The following is a 21,091-nucleotide window of genomic DNA, read 5'->3' on the forward strand; positions in this document are numbered from 1 at the left end:
GAGGGAGCTTGCTCCCGCTGGGGCGCGAAGCGGCCCCAAAACCTGCAAACCGGTCCTTTCAGGCATAGCAAGTTCTCAGTATTGCGACTGCTTCGCAGCCGAGCGGGAGCAAGCTCCCTCGCCACAATGGTTTTCATGGCAACAAACATGACCACTCCACTCCCCTGCTACCACTGCGCCCTGCCCGTCCCGGCCGGCAGCCGCTTCACCGCTGCCGTCCTCGGTGAAACCCGCGAGTTCTGCTGCCCGGGTTGCCAGGCCGTGGCCGAAGCCATCGTGGCCGGTGGGCTGGAAACCTATTACCAGCATCGCAGCGAGTCATCGGCCAACCCCGAAGCCTTGCCAGTGCAGTTGGTGGATGAGCTGGCGCTGTACGACCGCGCCGACGTGCAAGCCCCCTTCGTCCGCCACGAAGGCGAACTCGCCGAAACCACCCTGCTGATGGAAGGCATCAGTTGCGCCGCCTGCGGCTGGCTGATCGAGAAACACCTGCGTGGCTTGCCGGCAGTGGCCGAAGCGCGCCTGAACCTGTCCAACCATCGCCTGCACGTGCGCTGGGCCGATGCGCAACTGCCGCTGAGCCAGGTACTCAGCGAATTGCGCCACATCGGTTACGCCGCGCACCCCTACCAGGCCGACCGCGCCAGTGAACAACTGGCCAGCGAAAACCGCTTGGCCCTGCGTCAACTCGGCGTGGCCGGGCTGCTGTGGTTCCAGGCGATGATGGCGACCATGGCCACCTGGCCGGAATTCAACATCGACCTCAGCCCCGAGCTGCATACGATCCTGCGCTGGGTCGCGCTATTTCTCACCACCCCGATCGTGTTCTACAGCTGCGCGCCATTCTTCAAAGGCGCCATGCGCGATTTGCGCACCCGCCACCTGACCATGGACGTTTCGGTGTCGCTGGCGATTGGCAGCGCCTATATCGCCGGGATCTGGACCTCGATCACCGGCGTCGGTGAACTGTATTTCGATGCGGTCGGCATGTTCGCACTGTTCCTGCTGGCCGGGCGTTATCTGGAACGTCGCGCCCGCGAACGCACCGCCGCCGCCACCGCACAACTGGTCAATCTATTGCCCGCCTCATGTCTGCGCCTGAGTGCCGATGGCCAGAGCGAGCGGATCCTGCTCAGCGAACTGCGCGTCGGCGATCAGGTGCTGGTGCACCCCGGCGCGATCCTCCCGGCTGACGGCAAGATCCTCGACGGCCGGTCGAGCATCGACGAATCCCTGCTCACCGGCGAATACCTGCCGCAACCGCGCACGCCGGGCGATGCGGTCACCGCCGGCACCCTGAACGTCGAAGTTGCGCTGACCGTGGAAGTCCTTGCCCTCGGCCAGGACACCCGACTGTCCGCCATCGTCCGCCTGCTGGACCGTGCTCAGGCCGAGAAGCCACGACTGGCGGAAATTGCCGACCGCGCCGCGCAGTGGTTCCTGCTGCTGTCGCTGATTGCCGCTGCCGTCATCGGCCTGATCTGGTGGGAACTGGATTCGTCGCGAGCCTTCTGGATTGTGTTGGCAATGCTCGTTGCGACGTGTCCGTGCGCCTTGTCCCTGGCCACGCCGACCGCCCTCACCGCCGCCACCGGCACCTTGCACAAACTCGGTTTGCTGCTGACTCGCGGCCATGTGCTGGAAGGTCTGAACCAGATCGACACGGTGATTTTCGACAAGACCGGCACGTTGACGGAAGGTCGCCTGGCCTTGCGTTCGATTCGCCCGCTCGGCGCGCTCAACAGCGATCAATGCCTGAGCCTGGCCGCCGCCTTGGAAAACCGTTCCGAACACCCGATCGCCCGCGCGTTTGGTCGGGCGCCGCTGGCCGCCGAAGAAGTCCACAGCACGCCGGGGCTAGGCCTCGAAGGCTTGGTCGGTGAACAACGCCTGCGCATCGGCCTACCGGGTTTTGTCTGTGAACTCAGTGGCGCTGCCGTGCCATCGATGCCGGATGAAGCCGGCCAATGGCTGTTGCTCGGCGACAGCCAAGGACCGTTGGCATGGTTTGTTCTCGACGACCGCCTGCGTGCCGACGCGCCCGCCCTGCTCGCGGCCTGCAAGGCTCGCGGCTGGCGCACGCTGCTGCTCTCCGGCGACAGCTCGCCGATGGTCGCCAGTGTCGCTGCGGAACTGGGCATCGATGAAGCCCGGGGCGGCTTGCGTCCGGACGATAAATTGCAGGTCTTGCAACAGCTGCACAAGAAAGGCCGCAAGGTGTTGATGCTCGGTGACGGGGTCAACGACGTGCCCGTGCTGGCCGCCGCCGACATCAGCGTGGCCATGGGTTCGGCCACCGATCTGGCGAAAACCAGTGCCGACGCGGTATTGCTGTCGAACCGCCTCGATGCATTGGTCCAAGCCTTCAGCCTGGCTCGACGCACCCGCCGGGTAATCATCGAGAACCTGCTGTGGGCCGGGTTGTACAATGGCCTCATGTTGCCGTTCGCCGCCCTCGGCTGGATCACTCCGGTATGGGCCGCGGTCGGCATGTCCATCAGTTCGTTGACCGTGGTGCTGAACGCCCTGCGCCTGACTCGCATGCCAGACACGCCTGCGGTCAGCGCCACGCCAGAAACCCGTCCGCTGCCGGCCTGAGCCGCGCGGGCATGGAGTCAAGATGCCAGCTCTCTACGTGATGATCCCGGCCGCGCTGCTGATCGTGGCCATCGCTATTTACATCTTCTTCTGGGCAGTCGACAGCGGTCAGTACGACGACCTCGACGGCCCGGCCCACAGCATCCTGTTCGACGATCAGGACCCAAACCACAAGGCTGCGGTCGACGAAGCCAGCGGCCATCCGGCCAAACCGGACGACAAGGCGCCACCCCATGCTTGAGTTGGCGCCGCTGCTGGTGTCTGCGGTGATTCTCGGTCTGCTCGGTGGCGGGCATTGCCTGGGCATGTGCGGCGGGTTGATGGGCGCGTTGACCCTGGCAATCCCCAAGGAACAACGCAGCCGACGCTTTCGACTGCTGCTGGCCTACAACCTGGGGCGAATTCTCAGCTATGCAACGGCAGGCCTGCTGATCGGTTTAGCCGGTTGGGCGGTGGCCAACAGCCCGGCGGCGATGTTCATGCGTGTCATCGCCGGATTGCTGTTGGTCGCCATGGGCCTGTACCTCGCCGGTTGGTGGAGCGGCCTGACCCGCATCGAAAGCCTCGGTCGCGGCCTGTGGCGGCACATCCAGCCCGTTGCCAACACACTGCTGCCGGTGTCGAACGTCCCCCGCGCGTTACTGCTGGGCGCGCTATGGGGTTGGCTGCCGTGCGGATTGGTTTACAGCACCCTGCTGTGGTCGGCGAGTCAGGGCAATGCGCTGGACAGTGCGCTTTTGATGCTCGCGTTCGGGCTCGGCACCTGGCCGGTGTTGCTCGCCACGGGGTTGGCGGCTGAGCGGGTCACGGCGTTGTTGCGCAAACGCAGCGTGCGGATGACGGGGGGTTTGCTGGTTATGTTGTTTGGCATCTGGACCTTGCCGGGGCCGCATCAGCATTGGCTCATGGGCCACTAGATCTGTGGCACCCCCTTGTAGCAGCTGCCGAGCCTGCGAGGCTGCGTTCGGTGCGGGCCGCGTTCGGACGCAGCCGTCGTAAACCCTGAGTACCAAATTCACCTGAAGCACCGCACAGTCTGATTTCACGACGGCTGCGCCGCCGAACGCAGCCTCGCAGGCTCGGCAGCTGCTACAGGGTGATGTTTGGCAATGACACCGTTGATGCAAATCAAGATGCCCCACCGCGCCGCCCCCTAGACTCGCTGACACTGCCAGCCTATCCGGGGGAATGCCCGCATGATGCTCGACGCCATTCGTTGGGACACCGATCTGATCCGCCGTTACGACCTGGCGGGACCGCGCTACACCTCCTACCCGACCGCGGTGCAATTCGACGGTCATGTCGGCACGTTTGACCTGTTCCACGCCCTGCGCGACAGCCGTAAAGCCCTGCGCCCGTTATCGCTGTATGTGCACGTGCCGTTCTGCGCGAACATTTGCTACTACTGCGCCTGCAATAAAGTCATCACCAAGGACCGTGGCCGGGCCCAGCCCTATTTGCAGCGCCTTGAGCAGGAAATCCAGCTGATCGCCTGCCACCTCGACCCCGCGCAGAAAGTCGAGCAACTGCATTTCGGCGGCGGCACCCCGACCTTTCTCAGCCATGACGAACTGCGCCAGTTGATGGCCCAATTGCGCAAAAGCTTCAACTTGCTGGACGACGACTCCGGCGACTACGGCATCGAAATCGACCCGCGCGAAGCCGACTGGTCGACCATGGGCCTGCTCCGTGAACTGGGCTTTAACCGGGTCAGTATCGGCCTGCAAGACCTCGACCCGGCGGTGCAACGAGCGGTCAATCGCCTGCAAAGCCTGGAAGAAACCCGCGCGGTGATCGACGCCGCCCGCACGCTGCAGTTTCGCTCGATCAACATTGACCTGATCTACGGTTTGCCAAGGCAGACACCCGAGAATTTCGCCCGCACCGTCGATGAAGTGATCAACCTGCAACCGGATCGCCTCTCGGTGTTCAACTACGCGCACCTGCCGGAACGCTTCATGCCGCAACGGCGAATCAACAGCGACGAACTGCCGACACCGGCGCAAAAACTGGAAATGCTCCAGGGCACCATCGAGCAGTTGACCCAGGCCGGTTACCGCTACATCGGCATGGACCACTTCGCACTGCCCGACGATGAACTGGCGATTGCTCAGGAAGAATCGACCCTGCAACGCAACTTCCAGGGCTACACCACCCACGGTCATTGCGACCTGATTGGCCTGGGCGTGTCAGCCATCAGCCAGATCGGCGACTTGTATTGCCAGAACAGCAGCGACCTGAATCAGTACCAGAACACGCTGGCCAGCGCGCAGCTGGCCACCAGCCGTGGTCTGCTGTGCAACGCCGATGACCGCCTGCGACGTGCGGTCATCCAGCAACTGATCTGTAATTTCAGCCTGGAATTCGCCGAGATCGAACACGCCTTCAACATCGACTTTCAGGGTTACTTCGGCGGACTCTGGCCACAGTTGCAGGGAATGGCCGAAGACGGCCTGATCGAACTGGATAACGAACGGATTACCGTACTGCCCGCCGGACGATTGCTGGTGCGTTCGGTGTGCATGGTGTTCGACGCGTACCTGGAACAGCACAATCGCCAGCGGTTTTCGCGGGTGATCTAGCCATCACCTCACCGGCCGGTCTACGAAACGCAGGCTTTACGACCCTGCGACAAAATCGCCGCGTGCCTGAATGTCCTCCCGTGGGTTACCCTTACGGCTTATGTGTGTTTTCCCACAAGGATTTAAGAAATGTCCGAGCCAGTAAAGCTGCGCGCTCATAGTCAGGCCCATTGCAAGGATTGCAGCCTGGCTCCCCTCTGCTTGCCACTTTCTTTGAATCTGGAAGACATGGATGCGCTGGACGAAATCGTTAAACGTGGCCGCCCGCTGAAAAAGGGCGAATTCCTGTTCCGCCAGGGCGACACCTTCGATTCCGTTTATGCAGTACGCTCTGGCGCCCTGAAGACCTTCAGCCTGAGCGATGGCGGCGAAGAACAACTCACCGGTTTCCACCTGCCGAGCGAACTGGTCGGCCTGTCGGGCATGGACACCGAAAAACACCCGGTCTCGGCGCAAGCCATGGAAACCACATCGGTGTGTGAAATCCCTTTCGAACGCCTCGACGAACTGGCGCTGCAACTGCCGCAGCTGCGCCGTCAGTTGATGCGCGTGATGAGTCGCGAGATTCGCGACGATCAGCAAATGATGTTGCTGCTGTCGAAGAAAACCGCCGACGAGCGCATCGCCACGTTCCTGGTCAACCTGTCAGCCCGTTTCCGCGCCCGGGGCTTCTCGGCCAACCAGTTCCGCCTGAGCATGTCGCGCAACGAAATCGGCAATTACCTGGGCCTGGCGGTGGAAACCGTGTCCCGGGTGTTTACGCGCTTCCAGCAAAACGAACTGATTGCGGCTGAAGGCAAGGAAATCCATATCCTCGACCCGATCCAGCTCTGCGCCCTGGCCGGCGGCTCGCTAGACGGCTGATTTCGGCGATGGCGGCTGAGCGAAACGGTTCAGCCGCCGTTATACTGCGTCGTTTGCAGCCTGCCAGGACACCCGACGATGGTCTTCGACTCCTTCGACATCAAATCCCTCATCCGCCCTGTGATCGACTTTCCCAAGCCGGGCGTGATCTTTCGCGATATTACCCCACTGTTCCAGTCGCCCACGGCCCTGCGCCTGGTGATGGACAGCTTCGCCCATCGTTATGTCGAGGCTGATTTCACCCACATCGGTGCGATGGACGCTCGCGGCTTTCTGATCGGTTCGGTCCTGGCCTATCAGCTGAACAAGCCGCTGGTGCTGTTCCGCAAGCAAGGCAAACTGCCGGCCGACGTACTGGCCGAGGGTTATGCGACCGAATACGGCGAAGCCTTCCTCGAAGTCCACGCCGACAGCCTGTGCGAGGGCGATTCGGTGGTGATGTTCGATGACCTGATCGCCACGGGCGGGACGCTGATTGCGGCGGCGAACCTGGTTCGGCGCATGGGCGCGCGGGTTCATGAAGCGGCGGCGATCATTGATTTGCCAGAGTTGGGCGGATCGCAGCGTTTGGAAGATATGGGGATTCCGACGTTCTGCCTGACGCAGTTTGCATTGTCTGATAAGTAACGCGGCGTCTGCACCGACGCCTTCGCGAGCAAGCCCGCTCCCACATTAGAACCGCGTCCGCCTGGACAACTTGATTAAATGTGGGAGCGGGCTTGCTCGCGAATGGCAGCACCACCTATCTCAATGTCTGTTAGAGCCCCATCTGCTTGCTGATGATCTCGTTCATCACTTCTCGCGTACCGCCGCCGATCGACAAGATCCGGTTATCGCGATACAGCCGCTCCACCAGGCTCTCGCGCATATAACCGAGGCCACCCAAAATCTGCACCGCATCCGTGGTAATCCGATCAGCCGTGTCAGTCGCAAAATTCTTGGCCATGGAAATCTCCTTGATCACACTCTGCCCCGCCGCCATTTTCGCCGCTTGGCGGTAGGTGAACTCCCGTGACACCTCCAGCGCCGTCGCCATTTCAGCAAGGCGATGCTTGAGCACCTGAAACTTGCCGATGGGTTTACCGAAGGCTTCACGCTGACGAGCCCATTTCAGACTCTCTTCCAGCGCCAGTTGCGCGGTCATGTTGGCCATTAACGCCAGCGCCAGGCGCTCGCTCTGGAAGTTGCCCATGATGCAGGCAAAGCCCATGTTTTCAGCACCAATCAGATTGCCTACCGGCACCCGGCAATCGTCGAAGAACAGTTCGGCAGTGTCCAACGCCCACCAACCCATTTTCTTCAACTGACGGCCGACCGTAAAACCGGGCGTGCCCTTCTCGATCAACAGCAGGCTGATGCCAGCGAATCCCGGTGCACCGGTACGCACCGCGACGGTGTAGAAATCCGCGCGGACGCCGCTGGTGATAAAGGTTTTACTGCCGCTGACCCGGTAGAAGTCGCCGTCAAGCACGGCGCGGGTTTGCAGGTTGGCGACGTCGGAGCCACCGCTGGGCTCGGTCACGGCCAGGGCGCTGATCTTCTCGCCGGCAAGCACTTGCGGCACAACGCGATCGCGGACTTCAGCCCTGGCCCACTTGAGGATCGGCGGCAGGCCGATGTCCAGCGAGCCGAGCCCCGCCACCAAGCCGCCGGAACCACAGCGCATCAGCTCTTCGCTGGCGGCGACCTTGGCGAACAGATCACCTTCATGGCTGCCACCCAGGGCTTCGGGATAACCGATCCCCAGAATCCCCGCCGCGCCGGCCTTGAGGTAGAGCTCGCGGGGAAAGCTTTCGGCTTCTTCCCACTGGTCGATGTCCGGCAAGATCTCGCGCTCGACGAAGCGTCTGACGCTGTCGCGGACCAATTGGTGGCTGGGGTCGAAGTATTCCTGAAAGGCAGGCATCGGCGAGCTCCACTGAAGGTTCAGCGAACTTACCGAGCGCTTGCTTGGTTTTCAAGAGGCTGGTGTGAATCAGGGAGACCGAGGCGCGCCATTCGCGAGCAAGCCCGCTCCCACATTTGATCTCCAGCGTATACAAATCAAATGTGGGAACGGGCTTGCTCGCGAAGGCGTCAGTTCAAGCACTACAAGGCAATAGGCTTACGCCCGGCAAACGAATGCGCCAACGTCCCGCCGTCCACCAGCTCCAGCTCGCCACCCAATGGCACGCCGTGGGCGATGCGCGAGGCGATCAGGCCTTTGTTGCTGAGCAACTGGGCGATGTAGTGCGCCGTGGCTTCACCTTCCACGGTCGGGTTGGTCGCGAGAATGACTTCAGTGAACGTGCCCGCCTCTTCGATCCGCGCCAGCAGTTGCGGAATACCGATGGCCTCAGGCCCGAGTCCGTCGAGTGGCGACAGATGGCCCTTGAGCACAAAGTAGCGACCACGGAAGCCGGTCTGCTCCACCGCGTAGACGTCCATTGGCCCTTCCACCACGCAGAGCAAGGTGTCGTCGCGACGGGTATCGGCGCATTGCGGGCAGAGGTCGTCTTCGGTCAGCGTGCGGCACAACCGGCAATGACCCACCCCTTCCATGGCCTGGCTCAGTGCCAGGGCCAATCGCGAGCCGCCGCTGCGATCACGCTCGAGCAGCTGCAACGCCATGCGTTGGGCAGTTTTCTGACCCACACCTGGCAAAATTCGCAGGGCGTCGATCAGTTGGCGAATCAAAGGGCTGAAGCTCATGGGGAAAAGTCCGACAAAACAACGAGACGCGGTTTATACCCGCGCCTCTGTTTAGCGTCAATTACTCAGTCCTGCGCGACCCGCACAACCAGTTTGCCGAAGTTGCGTCCTTCCAGCAGACCGATGAACGCTTCAGGTGCCTGCTCCAGGCCATCGATCACGTCTTCACGGAACTTCACCTTGCCGTCGCGCACCCACGGCGCCATGGCGCTGACGAATTCCGGCTGACGATCACCGTAGTCGTCGAACACGATGAAGCCCTGGATTCGCACACGTTTGGTCAGTAGCGTGCGCTGCAATTGCGGCAGACGATCCGGGCCGGTCGGTGCTTCGTGAGCGTTGTAGGACGCGATCAGACCGCAGAGGGGGATTCGCGCCTTGGGATTGAGCAATGGCAGCACGGCATCGAACACCTTGCCGCCGACATTTTCGTAATAGATGTCGATGCCCTCGGAGCACGCCTTGGCCAATTCATCGGCGAAGTTCGGGCTCTTGTGATCGATGCAGGCATCAAAACCCAGCTCATCGACCACATAACGACACTTGTCCGCGCCACCGGCCACACCGACCACGCGCAAGCCCTTGATCTTCGCCACCTGGCCGACCACCGAACCCACGGCGCCGGATGCAGCCGCAACCACCAGGGTTTCGCCGGCCTTGGGCTGGCCGATATCCATCAGCCCCATATACGCAGTCATGCCGGGCATACCCAACACGCCCAGCGCCATTGATGGGCTCGGTAGCCCGGACGGCACCGGAATGATGTCGCGACCGTCGCTGATGCTGTGGCTCTGCCAACCGGTAGAACCGACCACCACATCACCTTCTTGAAACTTCGGATTCAGCGAGCGCTCGACCCGGCTGACAGCGCCACCGGTCATCACCTCGCCGATTTCAACCGGTGCGGCGTAGGACGGCGCGTCGCTCATGCGTCCGCGCATGTAGGAATCGAGTGACAGGTAAAGAGTCTTTAGCAGCACCTGACCGTCGGCCAGGTCCGGCAGGGCAACGCGCTCCAGGCGGAAATCCTCCGGCGTCGGCGCGCCTACCGGGCGGGATGCCAGGACGATACGTTGGTTGAGGGTCAATGCTTGTGGCATGTGAGCTTCTCCTTCTGATCGATGAATTCGGCGGTATGGAGAGCAGACCTTTATGCAGGTGTCGCGTTCGATGTTACTTCAGCAGGACCGAGTCGACTTCTTCGCGAGCAAGCCCGCTCCCACATTAGAACTCGGTCGAATAATGTGGGAGCGGGCTTGCTCGCGAAGGCGGTCTGACAAGCACCGCATGTCTACCTGCCAGAAACAAAAATGCCAGGCGCGATGCCTGGCATTTTTTGTAACCCATCCGAAGCGCTTTAGCGAATCAGAATGGCAGTTTCATACCCGGTGGCAGTTGCATGCCAGCGGTCATGCCGGACATTTTGTCCTGGCTGTTGGCTTCGATCTTGCGCACGGCATCGTTGACGGCGGCGGCGAACACAGCCTCCAGCATCTCTTTGTCGTCTTCGCTCAAGCCTTCGACCAGGCTTGGATCGATGGTCACGCGCTTGACGTCGTGACGACCGGTCATCACCACAGTGACCATATCGCCACCGGCTTTACCGGTGACTTCGGCGTTGGCCAGTTCTTCCTGCATCTTGGCCATTTTTTCCTGCATCTGCTGTGCCTGCTTCATCAGGCCGGCCATGCCACCTTTCATCATGGGAATCACCTCAAAAGTACTTGGATAAAAACAGCGCCCGGCCCTTTCGGCCGAACGCCTTCAGTTATTAGCCCTGAGTGACCAGGGTCTCGACAGGTTCAATAGTATCGTTACGGACCACCGCACCGAACTGCTGCATCATTTGCTGGATGAACGGATCACCGTGGATCGACTCTTCGGCCTCGCGCTGACGGTTCGCGCGGCGACGGGACGCGGCCTGGGCCGGAGTTTCCTGCTCGGGCTTGATCAACTCCATGCGCAGAGTCAGCGTACGCCCGTGAAACTGGTTCAACGCATCGTTCAAGCGACGCTGTTGAGTCGCGTTGAACAACGCGCTGTGGGCCGGGTCCAGGTGCATCAGCCAATTGTCACCCTCGACGGCGATCAGCGTGCAGTTGGCGGCAATGCTGCCGGTCATGCCGGAGATCGGCAGTTTCGGGAACAGCTCCAGCCATTGCGCCGCCAGACCGGTGGCCGGCATGGCGGCCGGTTCAGGTTCGGCTTCCGGCGCTGGCTCGGCGGTGTGTTCGCTGGCCAGTTCATCGAGGTAGCTGTAGGCCGATTCCATGTCCGGCTCGATGTAGTCCTCGTCCAGCGGCGGCTCGTCGTCCAGGTCCATGCCCGGAGTGGCGGCATCGACTTCGGCCACCGACGGCTCCGGAATCGGCGCAGCGGCCCACTCCGGTGCATCCGGTACCACGCTGTCGGGGGGCGGCAATGGCATCGGCGCCAATTCGGGTTGTTCGCTGGCGATTTCCAGCACCGGCTCGACGGCGGGTTGCTGAACGACTTCGGGTTCTATCGGGTCGTTCCAGGGCAAATCGACGACGGCTTCGACCGCTACCGCCTCAACGACAGGCTCGGGCGCAACGACGGGCGCAACCGGTTCAGGCTCGGGCGCTTGCACTGGAGCAACCACCGGCGCAGGCGCGACGGGTGCAACTGCCGCAGCGACTACCGGCGCAACAACGGGCGCGGCAGCCACTGAATTTGCGGAATCAACTGTGGCCTGGCTGATCCCCACTGGCTTTAGCGGTTGCCTCGGAGCGTCCGCGGTGTCTGCCGGGCGGAACGCGAGCATCCGCAGCAAGACCATTTCGAAGCCACCGCGCGGGTCAGGCGCCAGCGGCAAGTCGCGGCGACCGATCAGGCCCATCTGGTAATAAAACTGCACGTCTTCTGCCGGCAAGGCCTGGGCCAGTGCCAGCACCCGGTCACGGTCGCCATGACCGTTGTCGACGCCTTCAGGCAGGGCCTGGGCGATGGCGACACGGTGCAGCACGTTGAGAATTTCCGAGAGCACGCCGTTCCAGTCCGGGCCTTGTTCGGCCAGATGACGGACGGCTTCGAGCAAGGCCTTGGCGTCGCCTTCGATCAGCGCATGCAGAACGTCGTAGACCTGACCGTGATCGAGCGTGCCGAGCATCGCCCGTACGTCGGCGGCCATGACTTTGCCTTCACCGAAGGCAATCGCCTGGTCAGTCAGGCTCATGGCGTCGCGCATCGAACCGTCGGCAGCACGGCCCAGCAGCCACAGTGCATCATCTTCGAACGGCACGTTCTCGACACCCAGCACATGGGTCAAATGCTCGACCACACGCTCCGGCGTCATGTTCTTCAGAGAGAACTGCAGGCACCGCGAAAGAATGGTTGCAGGAAGTTTCTGCGGATCGGTGGTCGCCAGGATGAACTTGACGTAGGGCGGCGGCTCTTCAAGGGTTTTCAACAGCGCATTGAAGGAATGGCTGGAGAGCATGTGCACTTCGTCGATCAGGTAGACCTTGAAGCGCCCGCGGCTCGGCGCGTACTGCACGTTATCGAGCAGTTCGCGGGTGTCTTCGACCTTGGTCCGGCTCGCGGCGTCGATCTCGATCAGGTCGACAAAGCGGCCCTCATCGATCTCGCGGCACACCGAACATTCGCCGCAAGGCGTTGAAGTGATACCTGTTTCACAGTTCAGGCATTTGGCGATGATCCGCGCGATGGTGGTCTTGCCGACCCCGCGGGTACCGGTAAACAGATAGGCGTGGTGCAGCCGCTGGCTGTCCAAGGCATTGATCAGAGCCTTGAGCACATGGGTCTGGCCGACCATTTCGCGGAACGAGCGCGGACGCCATTTACGTGCAAGAACCTGATAACTCATCGAAAACCGTCGCAACGAAGGAACAGAAGCGGCTAATGCTATCGGAGCAAGGCCAAAATTGCATCCGGTGCGCTCGTCTAATCTGGCTAAGATGGTCTTTGGGGGGCTTTTATCGGCTCGGGTTTTATCAGCACCGGAGCGTTTATGCGGCGGGTCTTGGGGGCACTGCTGTTGATCAGCCTGAATGTCGCTGGCGCCGAGCCGCCATTGCGCTTCGTGGTGCCTGACAGTTGGGCGATGCCGATGGTGCAACTGGAACGCGGCCGCCCCACCCAAGGCATCCTGCACGACGTGATGGTCAGCCTCGCGACCCAGGTCGGCGTGCCGGCCGAATTTCACGTGCTGCCTCGCACGCGAGTGCAAAACGCCATGGAGCACGGCGAAGTCGATATCCGCTGCTATGCGGCGCAGTCCTGGCAGCCGAATCAGTCCGGGGATTACATCTGGAGCATTCCACTCTGGTTTCAGCGCGACATGCTGATCAGCCGGGCAGATCCGCTGACCTCAGTGACGCCTGCGGACTTGTCGCGACAATCCATCGGAACGGTACTCGGCTACAGCTACCCGACCCTGCAACCGCTGTTCGACGCCGACCGACTGCATCGCGAAGACGCGCGCAACCAGGAACAGGTGCTGGAAAAACTCCTGGCCGGACGCTATCACTACGCCGTGAGCAATCAATGGACGCTGGACTGGTTCAATCAGCGCCTGCTGCCTGGCCGGCAACTGCAAGGCGTGGCGGTTTTGCAGGAACAGAGTGTCGGCTGCTATATCCGCAACGATCCCAAGGTGCCCGTGGAGCGCATTTTGCGCACCTTGGTGCAAATGAAAATGTCCGGGGAAATCGACGACATTATCCGGCTCTACATTGGTTCGGAGCCCAGCACACCCTAAGCGATTCCTCTGATCAACACCGAACCCATGTGGGAGCGGTGTCGATCACAAAACTTCAGACAACCTGATCCAGCACCTGCCATTGCGGCGGTGCGACAAAACCCTCGACCCAGCCCGCCACCTCTGCGGGCGGCATCGGTCGGGCAATGAAATGGCCTTGAGCAACTTCGCAGCCCAGGCGCAGCAGCAATTCACCGTGCTCGATACTTTCCAGCCCTTCGGCGATCACCTGCCGACCAAAGGCCCGAGCCAGGCCAATGACCGCCATGGTCAGGGCCAGATCATCACGATCATTAAGGATGTCGCGTACGAACGACTTGTCGATCTTGATGGTTTGGGTTTGCAAACGCTTGAGGTAGCTCAGGGACGAATAACCGGTGCCGAAGTCCCCCAGTGAAAACTGCACCCCCAGCGCCTGACAGGCCTGTAAACAGACACTGACATGCTGAATGTTCTCGATCGCCACCGACTCGACGATTTCCAGATCGAGCATCTGCGGGGCCACCTGGGCATGCCGGGCGAGCACGTGTTTGAGCCGGTCGACGAAATCCGCGCGCTGAAAATGTCGTGCCGCAATATTAATGCTGACCGGCCAGCCCCGCCCCGCTTGCTGCCAATGGTGCAACTGCGACAGGACCTGATCCATCACCCATTCACCAATGTCGATGATCAGGTCCGTTTCTTCCACCAGCGGCAAAAACTCCCGGGCCGGCACCATGCCGTGTTGCGGATGCTCCCAACGTAACAACGCCTCGAAGCCGACAACCTCGCCACGACGCATGTTCACCTTGGGCTGGAAATGCACACGCAACTCACCGGCAGCCAGCGCCTGGCGCACTCGCGCGACCGTCTGGTGAGTGGCCTTGACCTCCTGATCCCGGGACACGTCGAACAAATGGAAACGATTGCGACCGCTTTGTTTCGCCACATACATGGCCTGATCGGCATGACGCAACAAGGTTTCGGCATCTTGATTGTCGTGGGGGAACAGGGTGACGCCGATACTGGCAAACACATTGATGCTCTTGCCATGCAACGAGTACGGCGCCGAAATGGCGCCGAGCACCCGGTTCAACGCCGCACGCAGCTCCGGCAGATCCCGCACGTAACGCAATACCAGCACAAACTCGTCACCGGCCAAACGTGCCACCACATCTTCACCGCGCACAATGGTGCGCAAACGCTTGGCCACCTCGACCAACAGCAGATCGCCACTGGCATGCCCGTAGCCATCGTTGACCGCCTTGAAGCCGTCGAGGTCGAGCATGCATACCGCCAGCGGGATGTTTTCGTGACGGGAGAACTCCAGCGCCTGATCCAGCAAATCCGAGAGGAACGCGCGATTTGGCAGCCCGGTCAGCACGTCATGCCCCACCCGCCATTGCAGTGAATGCAGCAATTGGTGTTTTTCGCTGATGTCGAAACGAATCGAAAGATAACGGTCAATCCGCCCGGTGGCATTATCGAGCACCGGCACCATGGTGCTGTCGACCCAATACAGGCTGCCGTCCTTGGCGCGATTACAAATCTCGCCTTTCCAGACCTTGCCCAAGGCGATGGTGCGCCACATAGCTGCGAAGAAATCGGCGGAGTGCAGACCCGAGTTGAGGAGACGATGATTCTGTCCGAGCAGTTCTTCGCGGCTATAGCCGGACACGGCACAGAACTGATCGTTGACGTGGGTGATCCGGCCGCTCAGATCGGTCTCGGAAAAAATCGCGGCGGCATCCACGGCCCTGCGGTATTTCTCATCCATGAGTCAGGCTCGCTTTGGCTAGCGGTGATACCGCTCGACCAGCGCAGAATGCCCGGAAGAGGTGTTTTTACAGGTAATGCGCAGCAACACGATATCACTCCATGAACAGTGTTTGATGGCCTCCTGACAGCAGAGATCAACTAACCTTAAAGGCCCCAAATGCCCATTTTGAGCGGCAATTCTACGAAATGCATCACATTTTGCAAAGCAAGGTGATGGATCATGCAGTTGTCTAATGCAAAGATCTATCGTTAAGTTCTTGATTCTAAATGGGAATTAAGCGATGCAAATTTCAAGTTTGGGTGCGGCCATTCGGCGCTACCGCAAGGTCGCTGGGCTTACTCAGGCTGAACTCGGTGAAAAAACCGGTTTTGACCCCAAAACCATCAGCCGCTTCGAAACCGGCACCTACACCCCCAGCGTGGAAGCCTTGTTCCTGTTTGCCGATGTGCTGGGTGTGAAGCTGAAAGCCTTTTTCGCAGATTTAGGCGATGAAGATGAACAGCGGGCGTATCTGTTCGGTGTCATACATAAAGCCACCCCGAAGGATCTGGGAAAGCTGATTGCAGCGGTTGACCAGGCCTTGTCCAAGCCTTAGCGCCAGAAATAAAAAAGGAGGCCGAGCTGTCGCATTCGACAGCTAGGCCTCCTTTTATGTGTTCGCTCGGAAAACCGGGAACGAAAAAACACCGCCCTGGACAAGATCCGTGGCAGAGCAACAAGAATGTATTTTTTAGACAGATAACGCGAGAGAGGACTCGCGGTGCGTTATGGAGGCAACCCCACCAGCCACACCCCGGCACACAATGTTCCCGCTGTGGCTGCTTCCTTCCGGATCTGACCAGGTTCACGGGTAATCGTTGCGGGGGGACCGATGGGGTCACCATAACGACGCCCGCCTGACGGCGAGCCGCGCCATTGTACCTATCTGAGACGAAGTTACAACCGTTCGGGCGGATTAAAAAATATGTGCTGCTTCAAGGACATGCAGAGCCCTGGAAAAGATCGCAGCCTGCGGTAGCGCCTACCCCTGCAACACCTCATCCGCCCGGCCGCCCTCTTGCTGGATCACCAGGTGGATGAAGTGCAACTTGGCGATCACTGCCGGCGGCAGGACGAACGGATAGAAATCCGGCTGCCCCATGCTGCGCGACAACTCATTAAGCATGCCAGCCAGTTCGATCCACGCATTGACGAACGACAGGAACGCCGCCCCGCCGGGATGCTGTGGATCGTAGAGGGTGCTTGGGGGAAACGGCTGATAGTCGAAGTCCATCTCCCTGGCACTCATCCCGAACCCCAATGCCGTATCCACCGCGTCCATCATGTGCAGGTAGTGAGCCCAGGTTTCGGCCCAATCCTCCCACGGATGCATGGTCGCGTAGGCGCTGACGCAATGTTGCTGCCAGTCGAGCGGTGCGCCTTGCTGGTAATGCCGCTCGAGGGCATCGGCATAGCTGGCGCGCTCGTCGCCGAACAGGCCGCGGAACGGTTCCAGCCAATGGCTGTTGGCGATCAGCCGATCCCAGTAGTAATGCCCGACTTCATGACGAAAATGCCCGAGCAGCGTGCGATAAGGTTCGTGCATCTGCACCCGAATTTGCTCGCGATGAGCGTCGTCGGCTTCTTTGATATCGAGGGTGATCAGACCGTTGGCGTGACCAGTGGTCGGCGGTTTGCCTTCGAGGTCGACACCGATGAAATCGAAAGCCAGCCCCGTCTCTTCGTCCACGGTTTTGGGAATCACTTGTAAACCCAGGCTGACCAACTGTGCGACCAGACGCCGCTTGGCCGTTTCGACCTTGCGCCAGCGTTCGTGGTTTTCGGCAATCGACAGGTCGGGGATGGTGTGGTTCAGGCTACAGGCGATGCATAACGCATTGTGGTCATTGGCGGGCAACAGCCAATTGCAAGCGGCTGGGGAATCGAGGTTGGCGCAGCGGCGAAAGACACCGGTCTCGGGATCGGCGTCGAGCAACCAGGTATCAGCCTGCACGCCGGGCTGCAGCGACGATAGACGACTCTGCTCAGGTTGATAACCCAACGCCGCCGAACACGCCAGGCACTGGCTGTTGCGAAAAAACAGCGACTGCCCGCAGCGGCACTGCCAGACCTTGCTGTTACGCGAGCTTTCGCCGATGAAGGGCGCGGCGATGCGTGAGCTGAGCTGTTCGAAGAAGCGGTACATGACGATCTCTCCCTGAGTCTTGCCAAGACTAGATCATTGCCGCGCGAAGATCGTTCCCGCTTTTAGCGCAACGGCAACTATCGCCTTCGCGAGCAAGCCCGCTCCCACATTCGACCGCATTCCTTTGGGAGAACCGGGTTAAATGTGGGAGCGGGCTTGCTCGCGAATGGCATCACACCGAAATATTGTGCTTACTCAGAAACTCGACAAAAGCCTCTTCATCCAGAACCTTCAACCCCAGCTCATTGGCCTTCGCCAGTTTGGAACCTGCACCCGGCCCAGCGACCACACAATGGGTCTTGGCCGATACCGAGCCCGCCACCTTGGCACCGAGGCTTTCAAGTTTGTCTTTGGCGATGTCGCGGCTCATCAACTCCAGCGAACCGGTCAGCACCCAGGTCTGCCCGGCCAGCGGCAAGCCTTCAACGACTTTCTTCTCGCTCTGCCAGTGCATGCCGAAATCACGCAGCTGTTTCTCGGCGGCTTCAGCAATTTGACGATGTTGCGCAACCGCAAAGAACTCCCGAACCGAAGTAGCCTGCTTCTCCGGCAGCGCCTGACGCATATCCAGCCAGTCGGCGTTGAAAACCCCTTCAAGCGAACCAAACTTGTCCGCCAGCTTCTGCGCCCCACCCGGCCCCACCGAAGGAATGTGCAGCTTGTCGAGGAAGCCACCCAACGTAGTACTGGCAGCAAACTCGGCGCCCAACTCGCCCTGATCCTGAATCTGCAGGCCGTGCTTGAGCAGATCCTTGATCACCTGCTGGTTATGCGCATCTTCAAAGAAACTGTGAATCTCGTGAGCCACTTCCAGGCCGACATCCGGCAAATACGTGAGCACTTGCGGCAACGCCTGCTGAACCCGCTCCAGCGAGCCGAGAGAACGCGCCAGCACCTTCGCCGTCTCTTCGCCGACATCGGGAATCCCGAGGGCGTAGATGAAGCGCGCCAGGCTCGGCTTCTTGCTGTCTTCGATGGCGCTGAGCAGGTTCTTGCTCGACAGTTCGGCAAAACCTTCGAGGTCAACGATCTGCTCGAACGTCAGGGCGAAAAGATCGGCTGGCGAATTCACCAGACCTTCATCCACCAACTGCTCGACGCTCTTCTCACCCAGGCCTTCGATGTCCATGGCGCGACGGGAGACGAAGTGAATGATTGCCTGCTTGAGTTGCGCACCGCAGGCCAGACGACCGACGCAGCGGTACACCGCGCCTTCGCTGACGGTCTCGCGACCTTTGCTGCGCTTGACCAGTTGCGTGCGCTCGACATGCGAGCCGCAGACTGGGCACTTCTCAGGAATCTGCACGGCTCGCGCGGTTTCCGGGCGACGCTCCATGACCACCTGCACCACTTGCGGAATCACGTCGCCTGCGCGGCGGATGATCACGGTGTCGCCGATCATCAGACCCAGACGCGCCACTTCGTCCATGTTGTGCAGCGTCGCATTGGCCACGGTCACGCCGGCCACCTTGACCGGTTTCAAGCGCGCCACGGGCGTCACCGCACCGGTACGACCGACCTGGAATTCCACGTCGAGCAATTCAGTGAGTTCTTCCATCGCCGGGAATTTATGCGCGATCGCCCAGCGCGGTTCACGAGCACGGAAGCCCAGCTCACGCTGAGAGGCAATGCTGTTGACCTTGAACACCACGCCGTCAATTTCGTAGGGCAGCGAATTTCGGCGCTCACCGATGTCACGGTAATAATCCAGGCATTCAACGATGCCGTGAGCCAGTTTCAGCTCATGACTGATCGGCATGCCCCAAGCCTTGAGTTGCTTGAGATTGCCAATGTGCGTATCAGCAATGTCGGTCGAAATCTGACCGATGCCATAGCAGCAGAACTCCAGCGGACGGTTGGCGGTGATCTTCGAATCGAGCTGGCGCAAGCTGCCGGCCGCCGCGTTGCGCGGGTTAGCGAAGGTCTTGCCGCCGACTTCCAGCTGCGTGGCGTTGAGTCGTTCGAATCCGGCCTTGGACATGAACACTTCGCCGCGTACTTCCAGGGTCGCTGGCCAGCCGGTACCGTGCAGCTTGAGCGGAATGTTGCGCACGGTACGCACGTTGACGCTGATGTCTTCGCCGGTGGTGCCGTCGCCGCGAGTCGCGCCGCGCACCAGCACGCCGTCCTGATACAGCAAGCTGACCGCCAGGCCATCAAGCTTGGGTTCGCAGCTGTATTCCACGACCGCGCCGCCGCCGAACAAGTCGCCAACCGGCAGGTCGAGACCTTCCGTTACCCGGCGATCGAACTCGCGCATGTCGGTTTCTTCGAAGGCGTTGCCGAGGCTGAGCATCGGCACTTCGTGACGCACCTGAGTGAACGCCGACAGTGCCGCACTGCCGACGCGCTGGGTTGGCGAGTCGCTGGTGATCAGTTCGGGATGGGCCGCTTCGAGGGCCTTGAGCTCGTGGAACAACCGATCGTATTCGGCGTCCGGAATGCTCGGCTCGTCCAGCACGTGGTAGCGATAGTTGTGCTGATCCAGCTCAGCACGCAGCTCTAGAATGCGGTTTTTGGCGGCGGTCATGGGTGTTCTCTCATAAAGCAAAAGAGCAGCCGAGGCTGCTCAATCTATTTTGCTGATCGTCCCGCGCGCGGCGCGGCAACAACCTTTTGAATCAACGCTTCTGGGTCAAGGCGCGACGTTCGAACTCAACGATGCGCTGACGGTAATGCTCGATCGTCTGGGCAGTCAGAACGCTGCGCTGGTCGTCTTTCAGTTCGCCGTTCAGCTCCTGGGACAGTTTACGCGCCGCGGCCACCATCACGTCGAAGGCTTGCTTCGGATGACGCGGGCCTGGCAGACCGAGGAAGAAGCTCACTGCCGGTGTGCTGAAGTGGTCGATGTCGTCCAGATCGAAGACGCCCGGCTTGACCGCATTGGCCATCGAGAACAGGACTTCGCCGTTGCCGGCCATGCTTTCGTGGCGGTGGAAAATGTCCATCTCGCCGAAACGCAGACCGCTTTCCAGAATGTTCTGCAACAGCGCCGGGCCTTTGAAGCCGGCAGCGTCGCGGCAGATCACGCTGATCACCAGCACTTCTTCGGCTTGCGGTTGTTCCTTGTCGCTGGTCGAACTCGAAGCCTTGGTGTCATCCGGAAAATCGTCGTCACGGCTGCTGAAGCTCGGGCCGCCGTCCAGATCCAGACTGAGGTTCATGTCGCCTTGCGAAGGCTCGCCATGGCCACGCTTGCCGCGCTTGGAACCCGACTCACGCGGCTCACGAGCAGGCATGCTCACCGACGGCAGATCGTGCTCGTCCAGTTGCGGCTCTTTATGCGTATCCAGCACACGGGGCGGGCCCAACAGCTCGGCGCTGGTGTCCTCGTCCGGCAAGTTGGACAAACTTCGGTCGAGACGGAATTTCAGTTTCCCCTTGCCGCCGCGCATGCGACGCCAGCCATCGAAAAGAATACCGGCAATGACAATAATGCCGATGACGATCAGCCACTCGCGCAGACCGATTTCCATGTAATCCCGTGCCTCTATAAAAAATGCTGAAAAATAAGAGGTTTACAACTCGTAAACCGCTTTAAAACGTGGCGCCAACTCTATGTTCTGACAGGCGTTTTGCCCACGTATACGAAAAATTGACATTAAACTAGCACGACCAAAGGCAACTTTACACCGTCTGTCACAACGGCTTGCGCGAATATGTCGATTGGC

Annotated in this window: 17 protein-coding genes and 1 other RNA gene; 8 read left to right on the forward strand and 10 right to left on the reverse strand. The window is 60.6% G+C overall.

Annotated elements, in window-relative coordinates:
- The first annotated feature begins 147 nt into the window (after positions 1 to 147).
- From KGB23_RS18655 to KGB23_RS18680, 6 genes are all read left to right on the forward strand, one after another.
- Positions 148 to 2,598 (forward strand): heavy metal translocating P-type ATPase, encoded by a 2,451-nt coding sequence (locus KGB23_RS18655; RefSeq protein WP_223432118.1) that lies wholly within the window; start codon positions 148 to 150, stop codon positions 2,596 to 2,598.
- Positions 2,599 to 2,620: 22 nt separating this feature from the next.
- The gene (ccoS, locus tag KGB23_RS18660) at positions 2,621 to 2,839 is read left to right on the forward strand and encodes a cbb3-type cytochrome oxidase assembly protein CcoS (protein WP_007905420.1); all 219 of its coding nucleotides are present in this window, start codon (positions 2,621 to 2,623) and stop codon (positions 2,837 to 2,839) included.
- The gene (locus KGB23_RS18665; protein ID WP_223432119.1) at positions 2,832 to 3,515 is read left to right on the forward strand and encodes a sulfite exporter TauE/SafE family protein; all 684 of its coding nucleotides are present in this window, start codon (positions 2,832 to 2,834) and stop codon (positions 3,513 to 3,515) included. Before ccoS ends, KGB23_RS18665 begins: the two co-directional genes overlap by 8 nt.
- A 282-nt stretch (positions 3,516 to 3,797) precedes the next feature.
- The gene (hemN, locus tag KGB23_RS18670) at positions 3,798 to 5,180 is read left to right on the forward strand and encodes an oxygen-independent coproporphyrinogen III oxidase (protein WP_223432153.1); all 1,383 of its coding nucleotides are present in this window, start codon (positions 3,798 to 3,800) and stop codon (positions 5,178 to 5,180) included.
- A gap of 129 nt (positions 5,181 to 5,309) precedes the next feature.
- Positions 5,310 to 6,044, forward strand: coding sequence for a fumarate/nitrate reduction transcriptional regulator Fnr (gene fnr, locus KGB23_RS18675; RefSeq protein WP_046047868.1), 735 nt, complete (start codon positions 5,310 to 5,312; stop codon positions 6,042 to 6,044).
- 78 nt (positions 6,045 to 6,122) lie between these two features.
- Entirely contained in the window at positions 6,123 to 6,671 is a 549-nt protein-coding gene (locus KGB23_RS18680; RefSeq protein WP_008146813.1) for an adenine phosphoribosyltransferase, read from the forward strand.
- Between the two features lie 130 nt (positions 6,672 to 6,801).
- Here the strand turns inward: KGB23_RS18680 and KGB23_RS18685 are convergent, their stop codons facing one another.
- The 5 genes from KGB23_RS18685 to dnaX all read right to left on the reverse strand — a co-directional run bounded on the left by KGB23_RS18685 (position 6,802) and on the right by dnaX (position 12,582).
- Positions 6,802 to 7,950, reverse strand: a complete 1,149-nt coding sequence (locus KGB23_RS18685; protein WP_223432120.1) for an acyl-CoA dehydrogenase family protein — start codon at positions 7,948 to 7,950, stop codon at positions 6,802 to 6,804.
- Between the two features lie 182 nt (positions 7,951 to 8,132).
- Positions 8,133 to 8,735: a recombination mediator RecR gene (recR, locus tag KGB23_RS18690; protein WP_033055661.1), complete on the reverse strand. Its 603-nt coding sequence runs from the start codon at positions 8,733 to 8,735 to the stop codon at positions 8,133 to 8,135.
- Positions 8,736 to 8,800: 65 nt separating this feature from the next.
- Entirely contained in the window at positions 8,801 to 9,835 is a 1,035-nt protein-coding gene (locus KGB23_RS18695) for an NADP-dependent oxidoreductase (protein ID WP_223432121.1), read from the reverse strand.
- A 265-nt stretch (positions 9,836 to 10,100) separates the two neighbouring features.
- The gene (locus KGB23_RS18700; RefSeq protein WP_008028561.1) at positions 10,101 to 10,439 is read right to left on the reverse strand and encodes a YbaB/EbfC family nucleoid-associated protein; all 339 of its coding nucleotides are present in this window, start codon (positions 10,437 to 10,439) and stop codon (positions 10,101 to 10,103) included.
- Between the two features lie 67 nt (positions 10,440 to 10,506).
- Entirely contained in the window at positions 10,507 to 12,582 is a 2,076-nt protein-coding gene (gene dnaX, locus KGB23_RS18705; RefSeq protein WP_223432122.1) for a DNA polymerase III subunit gamma/tau, read from the reverse strand.
- Positions 12,583 to 12,726: 144 nt separating this feature from the next.
- Between dnaX and KGB23_RS18710 the strand changes: the two genes are divergently transcribed.
- Positions 12,727 to 13,476: a substrate-binding periplasmic protein gene (locus KGB23_RS18710; RefSeq protein WP_223432123.1), complete on the forward strand. Its 750-nt coding sequence runs from the start codon at positions 12,727 to 12,729 to the stop codon at positions 13,474 to 13,476.
- A 55-nt stretch (positions 13,477 to 13,531) separates the two neighbouring features.
- Here KGB23_RS18710 and KGB23_RS18715 read toward each other — a convergent pair whose 3' ends face one another.
- Entirely contained in the window at positions 13,532 to 15,232 is a 1,701-nt protein-coding gene (locus KGB23_RS18715; protein ID WP_223432124.1) for a putative bifunctional diguanylate cyclase/phosphodiesterase, read from the reverse strand.
- A 283-nt stretch (positions 15,233 to 15,515) separates the two neighbouring features.
- On the opposite strand from KGB23_RS18715, the gene KGB23_RS18720 reads away from it, so the two are divergent.
- On the forward strand, positions 15,516 to 15,830 hold the full coding sequence (locus KGB23_RS18720; RefSeq protein WP_008146799.1) for a helix-turn-helix domain-containing protein: 315 nt from the start codon (positions 15,516 to 15,518) through the stop codon (positions 15,828 to 15,830).
- A gap of 182 nt (positions 15,831 to 16,012) precedes the next feature.
- On the opposite strand, the gene ffs is transcribed toward KGB23_RS18720, so the two are convergent.
- The 4 genes from ffs to zipA all read right to left on the reverse strand — a co-directional run bounded on the left by ffs (position 16,013) and on the right by zipA (position 20,896).
- Positions 16,013 to 16,109, reverse strand: an RNA gene (ffs, locus tag KGB23_RS18725) — signal recognition particle sRNA small type.
- A gap of 147 nt (positions 16,110 to 16,256) precedes the next feature.
- Complete coding sequence (locus tag KGB23_RS18730) at positions 16,257 to 17,420, reverse strand: putative zinc-binding metallopeptidase (protein WP_223432125.1); 1,164 nt, start codon at positions 17,418 to 17,420, stop codon at positions 16,257 to 16,259.
- 172 nt (positions 17,421 to 17,592) lie between these two features.
- Positions 17,593 to 19,950, reverse strand: a complete 2,358-nt coding sequence (gene ligA, locus KGB23_RS18735) for an NAD-dependent DNA ligase LigA (protein ID WP_223432126.1) — start codon at positions 19,948 to 19,950, stop codon at positions 17,593 to 17,595.
- Between the two features lie 91 nt (positions 19,951 to 20,041).
- Positions 20,042 to 20,896: a cell division protein ZipA gene (gene zipA / locus KGB23_RS18740; RefSeq protein WP_056744244.1), complete on the reverse strand. Its 855-nt coding sequence runs from the start codon at positions 20,894 to 20,896 to the stop codon at positions 20,042 to 20,044.
- Between the last annotated feature and the right edge of the window lie 195 nt (positions 20,897 to 21,091).

The sequence above is a fragment of the Pseudomonas sp. GL-B-26 genome (assembly GCF_019947405.1).
In the GTDB taxonomy this organism is placed as follows: Bacteria; Pseudomonadota; Gammaproteobacteria; order Pseudomonadales; family Pseudomonadaceae; genus Aquipseudomonas.

Excerpts from the sequence above, each read along its gene's own strand:
- KGB23_RS18655 (WP_223432118.1), top strand. The coding sequence starts at position 148 with ATGACCACTCCACTCCCCTGCTACCACTGCGCCCTGCCCGTCCCGGCC.
- ccoS (WP_007905420.1), top strand. The coding sequence starts at position 2,621 with ATGCCAGCTCTCTACGTGATGATCCCGGCCGCGCTGCTGATCGTGGCC.
- KGB23_RS18665 (WP_223432119.1), top strand. The coding sequence starts at position 2,832 with ATGCTTGAGTTGGCGCCGCTGCTGGTGTCTGCGGTGATTCTCGGTCTG.
- hemN (WP_223432153.1), top strand. The coding sequence starts at position 3,798 with ATGCTCGACGCCATTCGTTGGGACACCGATCTGATCCGCCGTTACGAC.
- fnr (WP_046047868.1), top strand. The coding sequence starts at position 5,310 with ATGTCCGAGCCAGTAAAGCTGCGCGCTCATAGTCAGGCCCATTGCAAG.
- KGB23_RS18680 (WP_008146813.1), top strand. The coding sequence starts at position 6,123 with ATGGTCTTCGACTCCTTCGACATCAAATCCCTCATCCGCCCTGTGATC.
- KGB23_RS18685 (WP_223432120.1), bottom strand. The coding sequence starts at position 7,950 with ATGCCTGCCTTTCAGGAATACTTCGACCCCAGCCACCAATTGGTCCGC.
- recR (WP_033055661.1), bottom strand. The coding sequence starts at position 8,735 with ATGAGCTTCAGCCCTTTGATTCGCCAACTGATCGACGCCCTGCGAATT.
- KGB23_RS18695 (WP_223432121.1), bottom strand. The coding sequence starts at position 9,835 with ATGCCACAAGCATTGACCCTCAACCAACGTATCGTCCTGGCATCCCGC.
- KGB23_RS18700 (WP_008028561.1), bottom strand. The coding sequence starts at position 10,439 with ATGATGAAAGGTGGCATGGCCGGCCTGATGAAGCAGGCACAGCAGATG.
- dnaX (WP_223432122.1), bottom strand. The coding sequence starts at position 12,582 with ATGAGTTATCAGGTTCTTGCACGTAAATGGCGTCCGCGCTCGTTCCGC.
- KGB23_RS18710 (WP_223432123.1), top strand. The coding sequence starts at position 12,727 with ATGCGGCGGGTCTTGGGGGCACTGCTGTTGATCAGCCTGAATGTCGCT.
- KGB23_RS18715 (WP_223432124.1), bottom strand. The coding sequence starts at position 15,232 with ATGGATGAGAAATACCGCAGGGCCGTGGATGCCGCCGCGATTTTTTCC.
- KGB23_RS18720 (WP_008146799.1), top strand. The coding sequence starts at position 15,516 with ATGCAAATTTCAAGTTTGGGTGCGGCCATTCGGCGCTACCGCAAGGTC.
- KGB23_RS18730 (WP_223432125.1), bottom strand. The coding sequence starts at position 17,420 with ATGTACCGCTTCTTCGAACAGCTCAGCTCACGCATCGCCGCGCCCTTC.
- ligA (WP_223432126.1), bottom strand. The coding sequence starts at position 19,950 with ATGACCGCCGCCAAAAACCGCATTCTAGAGCTGCGTGCTGAGCTGGAT.
- zipA (WP_056744244.1), bottom strand. The coding sequence starts at position 20,896 with ATGGAAATCGGTCTGCGCGAGTGGCTGATCGTCATCGGCATTATTGTC.